This is a genomic window from Delftia acidovorans SPH-1 (assembly GCF_000018665.1).
Lineage (GTDB): Bacteria > Pseudomonadota > Gammaproteobacteria > Burkholderiales > Burkholderiaceae_C > Comamonas > Comamonas acidovorans.
Map to the genome: position 1 here is coordinate 4281197 of NC_010002.1, position 14312 is coordinate 4295508.

General features: G+C 65.2%; 13 protein-coding genes. 7 read left to right on the forward strand and 6 right to left on the reverse strand.

All coding sequences use genetic code 11. The features are described from left to right. Positions 1 to 110 precede the first annotated feature (110 nt). The 6 genes from DACI_RS19505 (at position 111) to DACI_RS19530 (ending at position 5120) form a co-directional block, all read left to right on the forward strand. Entirely contained in the window at positions 111 to 1061 is a 951-nt protein-coding gene (locus tag DACI_RS19505; RefSeq protein ID WP_012205712.1) for a LysR family transcriptional regulator, read from the forward strand. Between the two features lie 55 nt (positions 1062 to 1116). After that, on the forward strand, positions 1117 to 1698 hold the full coding sequence (locus DACI_RS19510; protein WP_012205713.1) for a TetR/AcrR family transcriptional regulator: 582 nt from the start codon (positions 1117 to 1119) through the stop codon (positions 1696 to 1698). A 114-nt stretch (positions 1699 to 1812) separates the two neighbouring features. Next, the gene (locus DACI_RS19515) at positions 1813 to 2913 is read left to right on the forward strand and encodes an alkene reductase (RefSeq protein WP_012205714.1); all 1101 of its coding nucleotides are present in this window, start codon (positions 1813 to 1815) and stop codon (positions 2911 to 2913) included. Positions 2914 to 2993: 80 nt separating this feature from the next. Further along, positions 2994 to 3626, forward strand: a complete 633-nt coding sequence (locus tag DACI_RS19520; RefSeq protein ID WP_012205715.1) for a Rossmann-fold NAD(P)-binding domain-containing protein — start codon at positions 2994 to 2996, stop codon at positions 3624 to 3626. A gap of 37 nt (positions 3627 to 3663) precedes the next feature. After that, positions 3664 to 4248 carry a flavin reductase family protein gene (locus DACI_RS19525; RefSeq protein WP_012205716.1) on the forward strand — a complete coding sequence of 195 codons (585 nt, stop codon included), beginning with the start codon at positions 3664 to 3666 and terminating at the stop codon, positions 4246 to 4248. A 41-nt stretch (positions 4249 to 4289) separates the two neighbouring features. Beyond that, complete coding sequence (locus DACI_RS19530; protein WP_050771860.1) at positions 4290 to 5120, forward strand: SprT-like domain-containing protein; 831 nt, start codon at positions 4290 to 4292, stop codon at positions 5118 to 5120. A gap of 66 nt (positions 5121 to 5186) precedes the next feature. On the opposite strand, the gene DACI_RS19535 is transcribed toward DACI_RS19530, so the two are convergent. The 6 genes from DACI_RS19535 to DACI_RS19560 all read right to left on the reverse strand — a co-directional run bounded on the left by DACI_RS19535 (position 5187) and on the right by DACI_RS19560 (position 12903). Then, positions 5187 to 5624: an OsmC family protein gene (locus DACI_RS19535; protein WP_043782011.1), complete on the reverse strand. Its 438-nt coding sequence runs from the start codon at positions 5622 to 5624 to the stop codon at positions 5187 to 5189. 158 nt (positions 5625 to 5782) lie between these two features. Next, entirely contained in the window at positions 5783 to 6160 is a 378-nt protein-coding gene (locus tag DACI_RS19540) for a DUF4288 domain-containing protein (protein ID WP_012205719.1), read from the reverse strand. A gap of 82 nt (positions 6161 to 6242) precedes the next feature. Next, a complete protein-coding gene (locus DACI_RS19545) occupies positions 6243 to 7646 on the reverse strand; it encodes an MFS transporter (protein ID WP_192812293.1) in 1404 nt (467 codons plus the stop codon). A 120-nt stretch (positions 7647 to 7766) separates the two neighbouring features. Then, positions 7767 to 9065 (reverse strand): RICIN domain-containing protein, encoded by a 1299-nt coding sequence (locus DACI_RS19550; RefSeq protein ID WP_012205721.1) that lies wholly within the window; start codon positions 9063 to 9065, stop codon positions 7767 to 7769. After that, entirely contained in the window at positions 9062 to 11506 is a 2445-nt protein-coding gene (locus DACI_RS19555) for a hypothetical protein (RefSeq protein WP_012205722.1), read from the reverse strand. Before DACI_RS19555 ends, DACI_RS19550 begins: the two co-directional genes overlap by 4 nt. Positions 11507 to 11571: 65 nt before the next feature. Further along, positions 11572 to 12903 (reverse strand): alpha-xenorhabdolysin family binary toxin subunit A, encoded by a 1332-nt coding sequence (locus DACI_RS19560; RefSeq protein ID WP_225970964.1) that lies wholly within the window; start codon positions 12901 to 12903, stop codon positions 11572 to 11574. Positions 12904 to 13297: 394 nt separating this feature from the next. On the opposite strand from DACI_RS19560, the gene DACI_RS19565 reads away from it, so the two are divergent. Continuing rightward, positions 13298 to 14239, forward strand: coding sequence for a restriction endonuclease (locus DACI_RS19565; RefSeq protein ID WP_012205724.1), 942 nt, complete (start codon positions 13298 to 13300; stop codon positions 14237 to 14239). Positions 14240 to 14312: the final 73 nt, after the last annotated feature.

The window sequence follows — 14312 nt, forward strand, 5'->3', positions numbered from 1 at the left end:
ATGTTTATGTGTTCTGGCTGGCCCATTCTGCCCAGCGCACCCTCTTTGACAATGGCGGCGGCGGTTGACATCATGTCAAACAATATTGACACCCCCTTGGACTGCAGCGCATGGATTTCCTGGCATTCAACATCCTTGTCCAGATCATCGAACACGGAAACCTGAGCCAGGCGGCAAAGTTCTTGAACATGTCGCGGGCCAACGTGAGCTACCACCTGGCCCGGCTGGAGAAGTCCCTTGGCGCATCGCTGCTGCGCAGAACGCCCCAGGGCGTGGAGGCCACCGAGGTCGGCCAGCGCATCTACCGCCATGCGCGCAACATCCTCAACGAGACCGAACTGGTGCGCGAGCTGGCCCAAAGCAGCACGGACGACATCTCGGGAAAGATCGGGCTGAGCGTGCCCACCGGCTACGGCCACCTGGTCATGGCGCCGTGGCTGATCGAGTTCAAGCGCGCCCATCCGCAGGTGGTGCTGGACATCCGCCTGGAAAACTTCATAGACAACCTGCTCAAGGACAGCGTGGACATCGCGATCCGCGTCATGTCCGACCCGCCACCCATGCTGGTGGCGCGCGACATGGGGCCGGTGCGCTACAGCCTGTGCGCATCCAGCGACTGGCTGCGCAGCCACCGCCTGCCGGAGACCCCGTCCGAGCTGTCGCGCACGCCGCTCATCACATCGGGCGGAGAAAGCGGCAAGGTGCGCCTGCAGATCGCGCGGAACGGCCAGCCGCTGGAGGAGCTGGACATCACGCCCACGCTGATGTCGCGCAGCTACCCTTTCCTGTGCGACTGCATCACCGGCGGCCTGGGCGTGGGGCTGGTGCCCGACTACATGGTGCGCAGCCAAGTGGAAGATGGCCGCGTCGTGCTGGCCATGCAGGACTATGAGTTCAGCATCAACCAGGGCCGCATGTTCATGCTGTACATGCCCAACCGCTTCCAGTCCGGCGCCGCCCGGGCCTTGATCGACTTTCTGAGCGACAGGATGGGTCTTGCGCGCATCATCCGGCCGGGTGACTTGCCCGACACGGCGCAGGCCTTGCGACCGCCGGAATGACGCGGGAACAAAGTTTGTAGACGACTGGTCGGTTTTTACGTTAGACTTCGATCCCATGAAGAAACCCGCACAGGAAACACGCCAGCACATCCTTGATGTGGCCAAGGCGTTGATGACCCAGAAAGGCTACACGGCCGTCGGCCTGGCCGAGGTCGTCGCGGCTGCGGGCGTGCCCAAGGGCTCCTTCTACTACTACTTCAAGTCCAAGGAAGAGTTCGGCCAGGCCCTGCTGCAGGAGTACTTCGACGAGTACCTGGCCAAGATCGATGCGCTCATGGAGACGCCCGATCCGGCCATCTCCCGGCTGATGACCTACTTCCGCCATTGGACGCAGAACCAGTGCTCGGCCCATGCAGGAGGCCAGTGCCTCGTGGTCAAGCTGGGCCCCGAGGTCTGCGACCTGTCCGACGACATGCGCTCGGTGCTGCGCACCGGCACCGACGCCATCATCACCCGGCTGACCGACTGCGTGCGCGCCGGCCAGGCCGATGGCTCCATCACATCCGACCTGGACGCGCCTGCGCTGGCCGAATCGCTGTACCAGCTGTGGCTGGGCGCCTCCCTGCTGTCCAAGCTGGGCCGGCATGAGGAGCCATTTGCCGCAGCCCTTGTGTCCACGAAGCGGCTGCTGGGCTGAGCAGGCCGGGCCGCCGCTTTTTATTTGCCTTGTTTATAGACGACTGGTCAACTTCAAACCCTTCACCTCTTACCTATCCCTCTTCCTTTTGTTCAACCACCACCACTGCACACCATGACCGACCACAGCCTTCACACCGATCTGTTCTCCCCCACCCAACTGGGCGGCCTGTCGCTCGCCAACCGCTTCGTCATGGCCCCGCTGACCCGCAGCCGCGCCGGTGACGACGGCGTGCCCACCGAACTGCACGCCGCCTACTACGCCCAGCGCGCCAGCGCGGGCCTGTTGATCAGCGAAGCCGTCAACATCTCCGCACAGGGCCGGGGCTACAACCTCACGCCCGGCATCTGGACCGAGCAACAGGTCGCCGGCTGGAAGAAGGTCACCGACGCCGTGCACGCGGCCGGCGGCAAGATCGTGGCCCAGCTGTGGCACGTGGGCCGCTACTCGCACGTGGACCTGCAGCCCGGTGGCGTGGCCCCTGTCGCCCCCTCTGCCATCAAGGCCGAAGGCGTCACCTTCACGCCCAACGGCGTAGCCGAGGTGTCCATGCCCCGCGCCCTGGAAACCAGCGAAATCCCCGGCATCGTCGAGCAATACCGCCACGCGGCCGAATGCGCCAAGCGTGCAGGCTTTGACGGCGTGGAAGTGCACTCGGCCAACGGCTACCTGCTCGACCAGTTCCTGCGCGACTCCACCAACCACCGCAGCGACGCCTATGGCGGCAGCATCGAAAACCGCGCCCGCCTGACGCTGGAAGTCACCGACACCGTGGCCAAGGTCTGGGGAGCCGACCGCGTGGGCATCCGCCTGTCGCCCGTCACACCCAACGCCGGCAACACGCCGCTGGACAGCGATGTGATGGCCCTCTACGGCTACCTCATCCCCCAGCTCAACCGCTTCGGCCTGGCCTACCTGCACGTCGTGGAAGGCGCCACCGGCGGCTCGCGCGAACTGCCGCCCGGCGTGGACCTGGACGCGCTGCGCAAGCTCTTTGACGGCGCCTACATGGGCAACAACGGCTATGACCTGGAACTGGCCATGGACCGCCGCGCCAAGGGCCTGATCGACACCGTGGCCATCGGCCGCCCCTTCATCGCCAACCCCGACCTGGTGGCACGCCTGCGCCACGGCAAGGAACTGGCCGTGGCCCCGCACGAGGCCTACTACGGCGGCGGCGCAAAGGGCTACATCGACTGGCCTGTGGCAGCCTGAGCACAGGACTGGCGCCCCGCGATCTGCGGCACACTGGCTGACCTGCGTCCTCATCGAATGACCCATCGAAAGACCAAGCCATGCAACTGCTGATCGTGGGCGCCACGGGGCTGGTGGGCAGCCAGGTGCTGCAACAGGCCCTGGCCGACAGCCGCATCACCCGCGTCGTGGCCCCGGTACGCCGGGCGCTGCCGGCGCATCCCAGGCTGCTCGCCCCCCTCGTCGATTTCGAGCACCTGCCCGAAGACGCCGACTGGTGGCGGGCCGATGCCCTGGTCTGCACCCTGGGCACCACCATCAAGACAGCCGGCAGCCGGCCTGCTTTTCGGCGTGTGGACCATGACTATCCGCTGCTGGCCGCACAGCTGGCGCGGCGCCATGGCACAGCCACCTATGTGCTGAACTCGGCCATGGGCGCCGACGCCGGCTCGCGCATCTTCTACAACCGCGTCAAGGGTGAGCTCGAGCGCGACCTGCAGGCGCAAGGCTTTGCCTCCCTCACCTTCGTGCGCCCCGGCCTGATCAGCGGCCCGCGCACCGAGCACCGCGCGGGTGAGCGCTTCATGGTCGGCGTTCTTGGCGACCTGGGCCCGCTGCTGCCCCGGCGCTGGCGGCTCAACCCCGCGCACCGCATTGCCCAGGCTTTGATAGAGGCTGCTGTCAACGCCAGACCCGGCGTGCATATCGTGGGTTCCGAGGCGCTGGCCGAGTGAACACCATGCACAGTCAAGAACCTCTCAGAAAGCTCGCATGAACCCGCATATCGCCCCGGTCGATCTCGCCAAGTCCTACCGGCTGATCAACCACGGCCCCACCGTCCTGGTCTCGGCCCGCCATGGCGGCGTGGACAACGTCATGGCCGCAGCCTGGTGCTGCGCGCTGGACTTTGCGCCCCCGAAGCTCACCGTGGTGCTGGACAAGGCCACGGCCACGCGCGCCCTGGTCGAGCACAGCGGCATGTTCGTGATCCAGGTGCCTACGGCCGCCCAGTTGCAGCTCACGCACCAGGTCGGCACGCACACCCTTTCCACCGATGCCGGCAAGCTCGCCACCAGCGGCGTTCAGCTGTTCGGCATGGAAGGGTTCGACCTGCCCTTTGTGGACGGCTGCGCCGGCTGGCTGGCCTGCCGACTCATCCCCGAGCCCCACAACCAGCAGGCCTACGACCTATTCATCGGCGAGATCGTGGGCGCCTGGTCCGACACCCGCGTGTTCAGCGACGGCCACTGGCACTTCGAGGACGCCGACCCCGCGCTGCGCAGCCTGCACTACGTGGCGGGTGGGCAGTTCTATGCGATTGGGCAGGCATTGAACGTGCAGGACGGATCGCCCTGAAACTCGCCAATGGCTGCATGGCTGTATTGCACAATCCAGCCATGCTCTCGGCCACTGCCTCCTCCCTTGCCTCTTCCCTTTCCTCTGCGCGCGCAGTCCCCACGCGCGAAACCTATTCCGAACTGCAGCAGGCCTACGAGCACTTCAACCAGCGCCTGTTCGACGATGCCCTGCCCCATTGCCTGATCACGCTGCAGCGCGAAAAGCGCACCTGCGGCTATTTCTCTGCGGCGCGCTTTGCGTCGCTGGATGGCAGCACCACGGACGAGATTGCGCTCAATCCCGCCTACTTCGCGGCCGTGCCCATCATCGAGACGCTGCAGACCCTGGTGCATGAGATGACGCACCTGTGGCAGCACCACTTCGGCAAGCCGGGCCGCGCGCGGTATCACAACGAGGAATGGGCGGACAAGCTGGAATCGCTGGGCCTCATGCCCTCGTCCACGGGCCGGCCGGGCGGCCGGCGCACGGGCGACATGATGGCCGACTACGCCATGGCGGGCGGCCCCTTCCTCGCGGCCTGCGAGCAGTTGCTGACCACGCGCTTCCAACTGAGCTGGTACGACCGCTTCCCGGCCATCGAGCATGTGGTCACGGGCCAGTGGAGCATGGCCACGCAGATCCAGGGCATGCAGGGCACCCAGCCGCCCATGTCCTCCGTGCCCGCCCTGGCCGAAGCCGTGCGGCCCGTGGGCACCTCGGTGGCGGTGCCGGGCTCCACCACCGGCGAGACCATGGTGCAGCCCGTCAACAAGTCCCTGCGCGTCAAGTACCGCTGCGGCGGTTGCGCGGCGCCCGTCAATGTCTGGGGCAAACCTGGGCTGAACCTGATCTGCGGCGATTGCGGCAAAGGCTTCACGGCCCAGGATTGAGTGCCCGGCAAGCCAGAGTGCTGCACCTGCCCTGCCCCACCGCCCGGCACAAGCGCCTGAGCGAACTCAATGCAGCAGCGTGGCCACCAAGGTCACCTCGGGCACGCCTGCCAGCGCCTTGGACAGCGGGCACTGGGACTTGGCCTCCTGGGCGATTTTCTGGAACTGCGCATCGTCGATGCCGCGCACCTTGGCCTGCAGCGTGAGGGCAATGCGGTCGATCTTGAAGCCCTCGCCATCCTTGGCAAGCCGGACCTTGGCCGTGGTGTCCAGCATCTCGGTGGCAATGCCCGCCTTCTCGCAGGCAAAGGCAAAGGCCATCGTGAAACACGCCGCATGCGCGGCGCCCACGATCTCCTCGGGATTCGTTCCCTTGCGGTCATCCCCGAAGCGGCTGCCGAAGCCATAGGGATGGTCCTTGAGCGCGCCGGTCTCCGTGCTGATGCGGCCCTGGCCGGTCTTGCCTGCACCTTCCCAATGGACGGAAGCGGTTTTCTCGGACATGTGTTTCTCCTGTGCGTTGGTTGGACAAGCCGCCATCACAGCACAGGCGCCACGGGGCAAGGCGTGGTCCCGGGGCCCGCGCGCCCCTGAGAGCACGTCCTACACCGAAGCAATCGGGGGCGGTGGTTCCTGTAGCAGGCTGCCCGCACGCCCCACCGTTACTGCTGGAATGCCCCCTTGGGCTTGACCAACTGCCGGAGATTCTTGAGTTTTCGCGGAGCGCGCTCAGTCCACATAATCTCCGCACCGTCCGCCAGCTCTTCGTAAATGGGCAGGACCTCGGTAATACCCAGCAACTCCCATTGGACAGGCACGCCATCCGGGCCACCCTTGTAGGGCTTCGCATTTTCACCGGCGAACGCCAAGCCTTTTTCATAGGCCTCGTCCAATGTGCTGGCGCGCACAAGCACCGTGTTCTCCCAAGACACAAAGCGGTCTTGTTCGTCGTCCCGACGCTCATCGTTCAGCTCCACGAATCGAAGCAGGTAGGACACCACATACCAGCCGACGGGGGAAAGGTTCTTGTCGTGTTTCATGATGACAGCGAGTTATGGGCATAAATCTACGGCCTGTGCTGCGCAGGCGACCATCGATCATAGGCACCGCCAACGGCAAAGCTCACCCCACAAACACCTGCCGCGTATCCGTTCGCCCCACGATCACCGCCGCCAGCACCGCCGCCCCGGCCGCAACCCCAAAATTCGCCAGATAGGCCGCCTGGGCCGAAGTCTCCAGCAAGGCCGCGAACAGCGATCCGCCAATGGCCAGGGTGGCCGCCACGGCAATGGCCTCGCACAGCTGCAGGGCCGAGCTGTTGGCGCCCTGCTCGCCGGGTGCGGACATGGACAGCGTGAGCACCGACAGGCTTGCCGACAGCAGGCCCATGCCCAGCCCCGACACGATCCAGCCCACCACCGACACCCACACGGGCACGGCCGGCCAGGCCACCGATGCCGTCAGCAGCACGCCCGCCAGCACCGCGCTGGTGCCCACTCGCAGGAAGCGGTGACGGCTCCAGCCGTTGCGGCTGTGTCCCTGGTACCAGGAGGCGGAACACCAGCCCAGCGCACCCGCGCTCAGCACCAGCCCCGCCATGGGCGCTGACAGCCCGTGCTCGCGCGCCAGCACCAGCGGCAGGAACGCCTCGGCCCCGAAGAACGCTGCAAACACCAGCCCGCGCAAGGCGATCACGCTGGGCAGCCCGCGCCCGGCGCGCAGCGTGCCGGCCGGCAAGAGCTTCCAGGTGCAGACCAGCGACAAGGCCGCGGCCACAGCCACCGCCCCCAAGGCGCCCGCCGATTGCCTCTGCCCGCCCACATACAGAAGGCAGATGCCCGTGGCCGCGCCCAGGGCCCACAGCCCGCGCCGCACACCGCCCTGCATGCCCTGGCCATGGCCGCCCAGGCCCTGGAGCGCCGGGCGCAGCATCGCCCCGGCCGGCAAGGCCAGCAGGGGCACGCCCAGGAACACCCAGCGCCAGCCCAGGTGCTCCACCACCAGGCCGCTCAACGCCGGCCCCACCAGCGCGGGCACCACCCAGGCCGTGGCAAACGCCGCAAAAATGCGCCGCCGCAGTGCCTCGGGATACCGCCGGCCCACCAGCACATACAGCGCCACCGACATGCCACCGGCCCCCAGCCCCTGAACCAGCCGCCCCGCCAGAAACACCGGCATGGAAGGCGCAAAGCCCGCCAGCAGCAACCCCGCCACAAAACACGCCATGCCAGACCACAGCGGCGCCGCCGGCCCGCGCGCGTCGCACCAGCCGCCCGCCACCGTCATGCCCACTACGCTGGTGGCCAGGGTCACGCCAAACGCAACCGCATACAGCGGCACCCCATCGAGCGCGCGGGCCACGGCCGGCATGGCGGTGGCCACGGCCAGGGCCTCAAAGGCAATCAAGGCCACCAGCGAGACGATGCCGATCGTCGTCAGGCGGTAGGGGGAGGACAGGATGGACCAGCTCTTGGTGGTCGTCGGCCGGACCTGATCGTCCAGCGTAAGGGAATCTTGATGGGGCATGGATGCTTCTTGGTTGCAGGGTCTGCGCCGGCCATGGCGCAGTGCCATGGCGACGAGAAGCCCGGAGCATGCAACCTCAAGTGCGGTTGAGATCAAGGGGGCCCTGCCCCCAAGTACCTCTTACCGCTCGATCACACGCCAATACTGGCCGGAGAAGCGGCTGGTGGCCGGCAGCATGACGGCAATGCCATTGTCATTGGCCGTGTCCAGCACGATGGCATCCGACAGGAAGCGGTTGTAGAGATGGAACTGACCCGGCAGGTCACTGGGCGCACAGCGCCATTGCTGACCGCTGAAGCGTGGGGAGTCTCCCGCTGACGCCGTCATCTTCAGTTCAAGATGCGATTTCCCGGCCACGCTGGTGACATCGAGCGCCATGGTGCCCGGTCCGAACGCCGCATTCTGGACAAGCCAGTAGCCCTTGCCGGTGCGCATGAACCTCCATCTGTCGGCGCCCCCAATCATGGCCGGGACGGAAATCTGCAATGGCTTGACGTTGTACAGCCCCGGGGGCGACACAAGGCCCGTGCCCTGCAGCAGCGCTACCGCGTTGCGCCTTTCGCTCCAATACAGGTTTTGCAGCCCGACCCATTGGCGGTCCTTGAGCATGGGGCATTGGTCGTACAGGTAGTCGCCCGTCTCGTAGCGCCGAAAATCCGCATCGCTGAGCCGCTGGGCCGAGAGTGCATGCGCCTCGGCGGAGATCCGTGCCAGTTCCCGCATGGCGGCCGTCATGGCGATCAAGGGCGCAGACGAGCCGCGCACCGGCCTTACCTGCAAGATGCGGCGAGCATTTGCAAGGTCGGAGGCCACGGCCCGCCAGCGCAATGCCAGGGTGCTGAATTCCGTTGCCATCGCCTGCGGCGCAGGCCCAAGGCGGACCACCGCGTTTGCCGGTGGCGGCTGCCTGGCATGGTGCGCGGCGGCCACGCGAAGCAGCGAGGCATGACTTTCCAGCTGCGCCACGACGGGTGCAGCCGCCGCAATGGCCGCATCCATCTCCGTCTCGACGGCTGCGACACCCGCATTCCATCGGGCCTCGTCCAGCGGTGCGTCGGGGGCCAGCGAAACGGCATCCAGCTGGTCGCACAGCTGCTGCAAACGCCCCACGGCCTGCCCCAGCTTTTGCACCGTATCGGCCAGCCCGTCGATACGGGCACGCAGCGTGCCCCAAGCGGCCGATGCCGCCTTCAGCGAAGGGAACGACTGCATGCTCTCCAGGCTCCTTACCAGCGTCATGCGGCCGCTGGCATCGTCAAGATCCAGCCCGGTCAGGAACGAGAACTCGGCGATATCGGTCCATACCTGCCGTGCGACTGGCTCACGCGCGGGCTCGGCTTCGACGCGGCAGCTTGATGCCAGAGCGCCACCGCAGCACAGCGCCGTGGCAGCGGCGGGCAGCCACAGAAGCCGGGTCATTTGGCAGCAGTGCCGGCCATCAACAGGCGCAGGGCCCGAGGCGCTGCCGGCATCTGTCGGGGCTCCAACACTTCGATCAGCCACGTCGTGAACGGCGTCGGGCAGACGTCTCCCAGATGCTGCGAGAACTCGATCTGGTCGCCGGCGTACGTGAAGTTGATCTTCAGGGGCGAGCAGAAAAGCCTCTCGTCCCCGTTGCCCGTGCTGTCGTGAAAGTAGCTGCCGGTCACCATGTCGATATTGATGCGCTGGGCCGAGGCATCGGCAAACTCCAGCCAGGCCTGCACCGACGAAAGGCGGATGCGGCGGTAGCTGGCCAGTGCCGGATGGCTGGTGGCAATGGACAGGCTGATGGGCTGCCCATGCGCCAGCTGCTGCAGCAGCGCGGTGTCAGTGACCCGCAATTCCCGCCGCAGATCACCTTTGGTCCTCGCATTGGCGGCCTGCGCGCTGGCGTGGTCTGCCAGCAGGGTGGCGTGTGCATCTGCCATGGCAGCGGCCGTGCCCGGCATCGAAAGACGGTGGCCTGGCTGCTTGCCGGTCTCGTAGGCCTGTGCCGCGCGGACCCCGAAGCAGTCCACGAAGAAGCCGCGGCGCGCACTTTCTGCCCTGAGGGTGATTTCCCCCTGCAGCCGCGCGCTGCGCTCCAGCTCTGTCAGCGCCTGCTGCTCCAGCGCCTGCAGGCGCTTGCGCTTGCCGATCACCGCAACGTACTCCAGCTTGAGCGTGGCAAGCTCACGGGCAATGGCATTCTTGGATGCGCTTTGCTCTGCCAGCAGGCGGCCATAGACGGCCACCTTCTGCACCTGTGTCTTGAGGGTGTTGGCAGCGTTGCGCACGGCCGCCTCGGTGCCTTCCGTGGCAAGCACCAGATCCAGCCGGTTGACCGCATCGTTTTCCAGCACCGTCCAGGCGGCCTTGGCTTCATTGGCATCCGGCATGAGCGCAAGTGCACGCATGGTGTCGCCCAGCTCCCGGGAAATCCCCTCGACATCCAGCCCGCCCAGCGGCCCACGGATCACCGGCAGCACCGCATTCAATGCGCCCTTGGCGGGATCCACCAGATTCTTGAGCGTGCTGGAGTTGTGCCTGGCCCATTGCAGCGGAATGGCAAACGACTGGCCCAGGGCCTTCAGCGCCTTGAGCGGGCCGTCTATGCTGCCGCCAAGCGTCTTGGCCTGCCCGTACAAATCCTTCAGGCCGAGCACGCCTTTCTGACCGGTCTCGGTCAGCGCCTTCGGGTCGGGCGGCACGCCCACGCACAGGGCCGCCACGCTGCCCGCGACCGCAATGACGCCAAAGGCGATTTCCAGGCTCATCTTCACGGTGCGCACGATCTGGGCAACGTCGCTTTCAAGCTTGAGCCGCATGGCGGCAAGTTCCGCTTCAAGCTCCTCCTGGCGCACCGTGCGTGCGGCGCGGTCAAGGGCCTCGATCTGCTGAATCAGCCGCTGCTCCAGCTCGGTGCAACGTGCCTCCAGCGTCTTGAGGTCCAAGGTATCCCGGTCGGCAAAAGCCTGCGCGACGCTGCCCACGGCACCTGCCAGCTCGCCGCTGGCGCGCAGGCTGCGCAGGTGGGCCTCCATGGCTGCCATCACCTCCTGCCGGGCCTTGGCCAGCGACAGATAGCTGCCGGCGCTCAGATCAGGAATCGGCCTGGCCAGCCCGTCAACGCCCATGACCGGCAGCAGACGCTGCAGCGAACCCGCCGCCTGGATCAACTCGCCAAACCCGGACTCGACCCCTGACCAGCGCGTGATCCAGCCCAGCGCCTCATGGCACAACGCCAGTTCGGCCGCGCTGTGGCCGGGCCTGCCCGCCATGCCGGCGCTCAAGGCAAACAGCGCGGCCAGCACCCTGTGCATCGGCTCGCCATGCTCCAGCAGGCCGGGCGGCACGGGGGTGTGCTTCACCACAGCCCGGTTGTCCTGCCACAGGAAATTGCTGAACTGCGGCCGCGCCACCGTGTCCCAGGCCGCCTCCAGCGCATAAGGGGTGTCGCGCGTGGGGCCGCCGTACAGTGTGAACCGGCCCTCCACGGTTTCCACGAAAATGCGCACCCTGCTGAGCTCGTTGTCCTCGTCATGCAGCATGCGCAGCACCGTCGTGCCTTCGGAAACAATGCGGCGGGCAACCACCGTCAGCCGCCGCACCGCACCGTCAAGCCGCCTGTCGAACCCCTCGGGCACCACCACGGTATCGGCATGGATGTCCAGCGCCTGCAGGCCAGCCGCGTCGGCCTCGTCCAGCAACACCTTCAGGTCCACCACCAGATCGGCCACGGTGCCGAAGGGATTGAAGCTGCCGTCCGGCGCGCGGCCACCGCTGCAGACCAGCGGCCCTGGCGGCACCAGGCCCTCGGCTCGGTAGCGATCGATCAGGGTTCGCAATTCAACGGGAGTCATCGCGGCAGTGAGCGCGGGAGTCATTGCTGAAGTCATGGCGGGTGATTCCAGGTAAGGCACTGCACCTGTGCAGCGATTGGACAAAGGCCGGAGCAGACCACTCAGGCTGCCTTCTTGCTGGCAAGCTCCACCAGTTGGTCCACGCTCTGTGCCTTCTTCGGCGTGCCGCCGAAACGGCGGAAATGGTCTGCCTGCCCGGCGACACGCGCCCAGCCCTTCTTGGCCGTGCCCAGCACCACCGTCAGGCTGAACCAGTTTTCCCCTTGCAGGGACTTGCGGCCGGTGGTGCTCAAGACCTTGTGTATGTTGCCCAGATCGGCAGAAATCGCACGCCATGCCTCGCCCAGCGTCTTGAGCTTGGGACCCAGGTCTTCGATGCTCTTGCTGATGCTGTCAAAGCGATCATTGCTTCGGTTGTAGTAGCCGATGAAGCGCTCGTTCGTAGCCATCGTGGCCTGGATGGTTCTCACCTCATCCACCTTCTCGGCAATCTTCCTTCGCGTGACCGCAAGGTCCGCACCCACACCGATATCCACCCCCGCCAGAATCAGCGGCCCGAAAAGCGGAATGGCCAGATAGGCCGGAGAAGTGGACAGCACGATGACTTCATCCTTTTCCTTGCGGCGCAGGGCCTTCAAGTCGTTCTCCAGCTTCTCCACTGCGGCCTTCAGCTTCTGGTTGGCAGCACCCTCGGCGCCCAGCGTGGTCGTGAACTTCTGCTTTTGTCCATTGAATGCGGTCTTGCAGGCATTCAGGCGCATCAGTATTCCGTTGCCGTTGTCAAGAATGGAGTTCTGCAGCGCGAAGGCACGCACCGATCGCGCATTGGCGTCTTCAATCAACTGCTCCAGCGCGCTGCTGAAATTGCGCTTGATCTGCTCCGACCGCCCGCTGGGCGTATCGCTTTCCCAAACCTTGACCAGGGCCTTCCACTTGGCTTCCACCGCCGGCTCCGCCGATGGGGTGGGTGCCCCCTCCAGATCGAATCGGTCCACCAGCTCGATCAGCCGTTCATAGGTGGTTGCCGCCACATCGTTGTACTGAACGATATCGTCGGCAAGGGTCAGCATCTTGTCCTGCACATCGGCCTTGAACTTCTGGCCGACACCCTTGAGCGTGACGAACAGCTCCACCGCTTCGGAAAACTCCGGCCTGAAAGCATCCTGCTTCTGCATGCCCAGCATGGCGCGCATCAGCTCCGTGGTGGTCGGGTTGTCGGTGACTGCAGACTCGAAGAACGTCGTCAGCCCGATCCAGTCCTCTGAACTGAGAACCGAGATTCCCTTGTAGATATCGGCAGACGGTGTGAATGCATTCGTTGAATTTGCAGGGTCGGACATGGCGAAGGCTCCTGATGGTGAAAGGCCGGATTCGGCCTCGAATCGGTGTGCAAACAAGCGGCGGCGTTGAAGAAATGACCGCACTGCAGTCATCGCCCGCCCTGCTTTTGCGCTCCAGTCGACCGGATGCTAGGTAGCCACCATGGCCCTGTATGTCCCCCAAACAAGTGACACAAATTCATACAGCACTGGGGATAAGGACAGCCGCCGGACTGCTCTCTCACACCCAATGGCGCCTGTCCCCTGCGCGACCCATGGCAATGAGCACGATCAATCCATTGCCCCAAATGACAAGGCAAGGAATTTCGTAGACCAGGCATACGCAACCTGCTACGCAATCAATAGCGCATTGCACACATTCATCGCCAGCCAGAAGATACCACCAGTGTCAATTTCTCTTGATTTCACCGCACTCATTGGCACAGGAATTCGCCTAGCCCATAAATGTTGCAAAATGTTTGGCAATTTGAACGATGGAGGAGCGGGAGTGGCAAGAAAACGAAAGACCAGCACGGCAGAAGACCTCATGGATCTGATCGCCATGCTGCCCTGGTGGGCCGGCATTGCATTGGCACTCACCAGTTACATGATGCTGCACTCCATTGCCATCCGTCCCCTGCCTGCAGCACAAAGCCCGCAGCAAATCGGCCAATTGGCCACCACCGCCATCTGGCAAGGCCTGGCTATCGGGGGCCAATACATCCTGCCCCTCATCTGCTTGGCCGGCGCGGCCATTTCCGCCGTGCGCAAGCGCCGCCGCAGCCAATTGTTCGAAACCACCTCGGCCAGCTCCAGCGCGGATGCGCTGCAGAACATGTCATGGCGGGAGTTCGAAACGCTGGTGGGTGAGGGATTTCGGCGGCGCGGCTACAGCGTCAAGGAAACCGGTGGCGGCGGGCCCGATGGTGGCGTGGACCTGGTCCTCTCGAAGGATGGCGAAAAGACACTGGTGCAATGCAAGCAGTGGAAAGCCTTCAAGGTGGGCGTTTCCACGGTGCGCGAGCTATATGGCGTCATGGCGGCCGATGGGGCCGCTGCCGGCTTTGTGGTGACTTCTGGCCGGTTCACTCAGGAAGCTGTGGCGTTTGCTGCAGGGAGGAATATCCACCTCATGGACGGCGCCGCGCTCATGAAATTGCTGAAGGAAGCAAAGGCCCAGACAGGAGCGGCTTCAGCCATCAAGACTCGGACTTCTGCACCTTTGGCGAGCCCTGTGCCTGTGGTCGAGCCCGTCAAGACGGAGCCTGCTTTTGACACAGTGCAACCGGCTGCTTCTCCAATACCCGGCTGCCCTCAATGCGGAAAAGCCATGGTTCAGCGGGTTGCCAAGCGAGGGCCTGCGGCTGGGAAGGCATTTTGGGGATGCTCGGCGTTTGGTGCGGGGTGTCGGGGGACTCGGGAGATGGCTGGGGTTGGGGATGGGAATTGATTTTTTAGATGGTCTGCTTTCGACCCGTTGCGGTCGTTCGCCGCTCGCAGAAGCGTCCGGAAAGCAGACCTTC

What these genes read in the sequence shown, in the direction of transcription:
- DACI_RS19505 (WP_012205712.1), top strand. Translation starts at nt 111, where the DNA reads ATGGATTTCCTGGCATTCAACATCCTTGTCCAGATCATCGAACACGGA.
- DACI_RS19510 (WP_012205713.1), top strand. Translation starts at nt 1,117, where the DNA reads ATGAAGAAACCCGCACAGGAAACACGCCAGCACATCCTTGATGTGGCC.
- DACI_RS19515 (WP_012205714.1), top strand. Translation starts at nt 1,813, where the DNA reads ATGACCGACCACAGCCTTCACACCGATCTGTTCTCCCCCACCCAACTG.
- DACI_RS19520 (WP_012205715.1), top strand. Translation starts at nt 2,994, where the DNA reads ATGCAACTGCTGATCGTGGGCGCCACGGGGCTGGTGGGCAGCCAGGTG.
- DACI_RS19525 (WP_012205716.1), top strand. Translation starts at nt 3,664, where the DNA reads ATGAACCCGCATATCGCCCCGGTCGATCTCGCCAAGTCCTACCGGCTG.
- DACI_RS19530 (WP_050771860.1), top strand. Translation starts at nt 4,290, where the DNA reads ATGCTCTCGGCCACTGCCTCCTCCCTTGCCTCTTCCCTTTCCTCTGCG.
- DACI_RS19535 (WP_043782011.1), bottom strand. Translation starts at nt 5,624, where the DNA reads ATGTCCGAGAAAACCGCTTCCGTCCATTGGGAAGGTGCAGGCAAGACC.
- DACI_RS19540 (WP_012205719.1), bottom strand. Translation starts at nt 6,160, where the DNA reads ATGAAACACGACAAGAACCTTTCCCCCGTCGGCTGGTATGTGGTGTCC.
- DACI_RS19545 (WP_192812293.1), bottom strand. Translation starts at nt 7,646, where the DNA reads ATGCCCCATCAAGATTCCCTTACGCTGGACGATCAGGTCCGGCCGACG.
- DACI_RS19550 (WP_012205721.1), bottom strand. Translation starts at nt 9,065, where the DNA reads ATGACCCGGCTTCTGTGGCTGCCCGCCGCTGCCACGGCGCTGTGCTGC.
- DACI_RS19555 (WP_012205722.1), bottom strand. Translation starts at nt 11,506, where the DNA reads ATGACTTCAGCAATGACTCCCGCGCTCACTGCCGCGATGACTCCCGTT.
- DACI_RS19560 (WP_225970964.1), bottom strand. Translation starts at nt 12,903, where the DNA reads ATGACTGCAGTGCGGTCATTTCTTCAACGCCGCCGCTTGTTTGCACAC.